General features: G+C 62.3%; 5 protein-coding genes. 1 reads left to right on the top strand and 4 read right to left on the bottom strand.

Annotated features, from left to right (window positions below):
- The first annotated feature begins 273 nt into the window (after window positions 1-273).
- Entirely contained in the window at window positions 274-1,503 is a 1,230-nt protein-coding gene (locus tag NE609_RS17025) for an LPXTG cell wall anchor domain-containing protein (RefSeq protein WP_256153206.1), read from the top strand.
- A gap of 91 nt (window positions 1,504-1,594) precedes the next feature.
- Here NE609_RS17025 and NE609_RS17030 read toward each other — a convergent pair whose 3' ends face one another.
- From NE609_RS17030 to NE609_RS17045, 4 genes are all read right to left on the bottom strand, one after another.
- Window positions 1,595-2,014 (bottom strand): response regulator transcription factor, encoded by a 420-nt coding sequence (locus NE609_RS17030; RefSeq protein ID WP_256153207.1) that lies wholly within the window; start codon window positions 2,012-2,014, stop codon window positions 1,595-1,597.
- Between the two features lie 683 nt (window positions 2,015-2,697).
- A complete protein-coding gene (locus NE609_RS17035; RefSeq protein ID WP_121587116.1) occupies window positions 2,698-3,219 on the bottom strand; it encodes a nitroreductase family protein in 522 nt (173 codons plus the stop codon).
- A gap of 59 nt (window positions 3,220-3,278) precedes the next feature.
- Window positions 3,279-3,812: a DUF5662 family protein gene (locus NE609_RS17040; RefSeq protein ID WP_101548140.1), complete on the bottom strand. Its 534-nt coding sequence runs from the start codon at window positions 3,810-3,812 to the stop codon at window positions 3,279-3,281.
- Window positions 3,809-4,333, bottom strand: a complete 525-nt coding sequence (locus tag NE609_RS17045; protein ID WP_256153208.1) for a GNAT family N-acetyltransferase — start codon at window positions 4,331-4,333, stop codon at window positions 3,809-3,811. Before NE609_RS17045 ends, NE609_RS17040 begins: the two co-directional genes overlap by 4 nt.
- Between the last annotated feature and the right edge of the window lie 77 nt (window positions 4,334-4,410).

Here is a 4,410-nt window from a genome sequence, read left to right on the forward strand (position 1 = left end):
CTTCCAGACCAAGACCCGTGAGCTTGGCGTCTACATCATCGCTGAGAAAGCCTACGCCACCGACGCTGGTGATGTCGAGGCTCCTGCCGAGGACGGCAAAGCGATTCCGGACACTGGCATCTGGGCCTAATTTTAGAACCTAGCCAACTGAACGAACGGGTGACTCTCCACACCCGTTCGTTCCTCCATTTGAAGGCTTTAAGAGCGTTGGAGGACGCCCTTTGGCGATAGAGAGAAAACTGATCAAAACTATTCTAAGGAGGAAATTTACCAATGAAAAAGATTCTTGCATTGGTGCTGGCGCTTGCGACCGTGCTGAGCCTTTCGGCGGTTGCATTCGCCGCCACCAACCCGGGCGATTTCTTCGATTATGCTTATGACAGCGACGGTGAGAAGACGACCGATGTTCCGAACCCGCTTAAGTGGGAAGGCACCTTCGATCTGAAAAATTCCGCTACAATCATCTTGGACCCCGCGATCCCCGCTTCCACCTTCTATATTCCGCTCGGTTCCATGACCCGCACGTTTACCTCTGGCGTGGAAATGGAAGACCTTGTCAACAGTGACTACTTCAAGTTCAACGTTGACAAGAAGGACAACGGCAAGCTGGTCAGCAAGATTACTGTCGAGACCGACAAGACCCTTGGCGGTACCTTCGAGCGCTCCGCATTCCTGAAAGTCACCCTGAACGACACAATGGATACCGATGAGAACAAGACCTCTGGTACCATCACCTTCAAGGCGAAAAATGACAATACCTACTATGCCAGCAAGAGCGACAAACCGGTTTCCGGCACTGGCTCCACGATTTGGGAAAAGGATGACAAGTTCACCCTGAAGTACACCCTCTGGGTCAGCAACGTGAAGGTCGGCAACGACGATAACCCGGATGTCGGCGACCGCGTCTATATGGATCCCGACAAGAACGACACCAACACCCTGATCTGGGGCGACGACCGTGCTGCCCTCAAGTTTGAGGCCGACGACGACGCGCGCAAGTTCTACTGCCGCCTGTCCACCTCGAACATGAGCGACATCTATGCCGAGTACGGCGATCCCGTCGACGCCGACCTCTGGTTCTACAACTTCACCGGCAACAAGACCATCCCGGCGACCTCCAAAGCGACCCTGACCCTTGGTATTCCGTGGGAAGACGACGACGACTACACCCCCGATCCGGAAAACTGCTTCATCTATGAGCTGGATGCCGACGGCTATCTGACCGACGTCACCTCCAAGTTCACCTACTCCGAGGACGACGAGGAGATTCCGGGCTGGTCCATGCGCACCCGTCAGTTGGGCACCTACATCGTCTCCGATACCGAGCTCGATGTGACCGTTGACGAGCCGGAGACCTCCGAGCCCGCCGATGTTGAGACCCCGACCAACAATGGCAAAGACATCCCGAACACCGGTTCCAGCGACATGGTCAACGTGGCTCTCGTAGCCGCCGTTGTTTCCCTGGCTGCTGCTGGCGCTGTTGCGTTCCGCAAAGTGAAATAATCTGATCGCTCAGGTTCTTCACGCCAAAGCAAACTGAAAACCCCGCGGCTGCCTCCACAGCCGCGGGGTTTTGTTGTGCCGTGCCGAATCTTTACGCGGGGCGCTCCTGCGCGGCGCTCCAGAGGAACTTGTAGCCCACGCCGCGCACCGTGATGATATGCTTGCCGAACCATCCGAGCTTGGCGCGCAGCGATTTGATGTGGCTGTCCACCGTGCGCTCGTCCCCCGCGTAGCCGGAATCCCAAGCGCGGTTTAATATCTGCATGCGGGAGAGCGCCAGGTTGGGGTTGCGCGCCAGATAGTAGAGCAGGTCGAATTCCCGCGGCGAAAGGGCCACCGTCTTTCCGTCGAGCTCGACGACGTGTTCCGCGAGGCTCAGGCGCAGTCCGTCGAAGCGCAGCTCCTTGGGCGGAAGCGCGTGCACCCGCTTGAGCAGCGCCTTGACGTGTGCGATGATGAGCGGGTCGCTCGCGGGGCGGTGCAGGCAGTCGTCCGCGCCGTTCTCGAGCATTTCCAGCTCGGCGTGCTCGTCGCCCCCCCTCGACCACCACGAGCACGGGCAGATCGGTGGACGCCCGCAGCAGCTTGAGCTGCGCGACCCGGTCCCCCCGGTAGCCGGTGGTGTCGAAGACCAGCAGACTGATCTTCTGGGCCTCCAGCTGGGCCAGCGCCTGCGCCACGCCGACGGCCGTCGCCACCTGCCAGCCCTCGTCGAAGATGCGCTGGGTCAGGCGGACCCGGTACTGCCGGAGGGTCTCGGTATAGCGCGGGTTCCCCTCGTCCATGACCAGTAAAATCATTGGTATCATGCTGGGCCTCCCTTCACGAAAAAAACAAAAATTCTCGGTCATTTCTCCATCAATCCATTACATAAGCTGCACAGAGCGCCTGTATAATAAAAGCAACCTGTAGTGGGACGGAGTGCCAGCCTGTCCTTTATGGGTCTCCTCCCGAGCGCCCCGTACCTTGGGGTTCTCGGAAAATCAGTTTTAACAGCAAAGACTCTCCAACAAAAACGCCGCCTGTAAGGGCGGCGTTTTTGTCTTCGCCGCGGAAATATTTTCCTTGGCGTTATTTTATCATTTGGAGTTCAACCCTCTGTTTGCTGGCGGGCCGGGAATATGAATTTTTTGTGAACGAAAACGGGTTCCGTGCGGCGCTGCCGCACGGAACCCGTTCTTTTGGAAGCTCCGCCTATTTCCCGTAGCCGTTGAACCACGCGCGCTCCCCGAAGGGCTGCTTTTTCGCGGCAGGGGTCTCCCCGGCGGGAATCCCGACCGGCAGGTAGACCGCGACAGTCATGTCGTCCGGCACGCCGAGCAGGCGGCCCATCTCGCGGTCGGGGCCGCCGCGGATCTGCCCCTCGATCCACACCGAGGCGTAGCCCTTCGCGGTGATCGCCAGCAGGATGTTTTCCGCCGCCGCCGAATAGTCGTGCACATGGTAGGACACCCCGCTCGGCGAGGGGGTCTCCCTGGTGACGAGCAGGATCGCGGCGGGTGCGGTCAGCGCCCAGCTTTTCCCGTAGATCTCCGCGAGCTTTTTCACCAGCGCGGGGTCGTCGACGCCGATCAGGCGCGTCGTCTGCAGGTTGCAGCCCGACGGGGCGAGCGCCCCCGCCTCCAGCAGCTCCCGCAGATCCTCCCGCGGGATGGGCGTGGGCGCGAACGGCCCCCGGTAACTCCTGCGGGCCCGGATCGCTTCCATCAGTTCCATAGCCTTACCTCCTTCTCTTCCATGGGGCGGTCTGCCCCTTCCAATCGTGTGCGCGCCCGCTACCGGCGCCCCAGGACCTCCCGGCGGATGTAGGCGAAGGTGCGGTCCTCCCCCTCCTCCGCGAGCATCCCGAGCAGGCGTTCGAGCAGCGCGCGGGTGTTGGGGTGGATCAGGTAGTGGTCCCGGCTGGCCAGGTAGTAGTCCAGCGGGTCGCCGTCCCGGTACGCCTTGCCCCGGTAGGTCTTGCTGGCCGCGACCCGGTCGCAGAACATCTCCGCCACATAGTTGACCGGCATCTCCATGCCCGTCATCCGGTGCCCCGGGCCGGGATCGTAATCGATCCAGTATTCGAGGTGGTGCTTGTTGCGGCCCTTGTGGTGCAGCCATGCCGCGCTGTAGCCGCGCTCCTTCCGCTCGATCTCGTTGGGACTGCGGTCCCCCTGGTAGTATTTCGCCCCGGCGGAAAACTCCACCGGCGAATATTTGGAGAGGTCGTGCAGCAACCCCTGCCGGTAGAGCCCCACCCGGAAGCAGTGCTTCATCACCAGGAGCTTGTGGTGGTTGATCGTGCGCAGGTGGGAAAGCCATTTCATCCGCGCGCACCCCCGCCGCCGGGAAGCTCCCACCAGACGGAGCCGGGCAGCTCCCGGAAGCGGGAAAACCCGCACCGTCCAAGCACCCGCTGGGAGGCGGCGTTGTCCGGCTCCGTCTCGGCGGTCACCCGGTTTACCCCCGGCCGGGAGAGCGCCCAGCCGCAGAGCGCCTCCGCCGCCTCGGTCATATAACCGCGGCCCCGGTGGGCCTCCCCCAGTCCGTAGCCGAGTTCGACCGTGCCGGTCCCGTCGGGCGGCGCCTTGAAGTCCGCCGAGCCGACCGCCACCCGGTCCTCCCGGCGCACCACCAGCCAGAAGGTGTGCCACAGCCAGTTGCACCCGTCCCGCCGGACGGCCTCCAGCTGCCCGCGCACGATCCCCCGGAGGGGCTCCTCCGTCATCGGCTCCCCCTCGTAGACGCACCCGAGCGCCTGTTCAAAGGCGGGCACGTCCTCCGTCCACTGCTCCAGCTGCTCCGCGCGCAGCGGCAGCAGCAAAAGCCGCCCGGTCTCCAGTTGCAAAGCGCACCGCTTCCTTTCCTGTGGGTTCCCCAAGAGTATAGCACAAACCGGGGCGGGGGGGGGGGGGGCGCCCCCCC

This window comes from Anaerotruncus sp. DFI.9.16 (assembly GCF_024461615.1).
GTDB classification, from domain to species: domain Bacteria; phylum Bacillota; class Clostridia; order Oscillospirales; family Ruminococcaceae; genus Anaerotruncus; species Anaerotruncus massiliensis.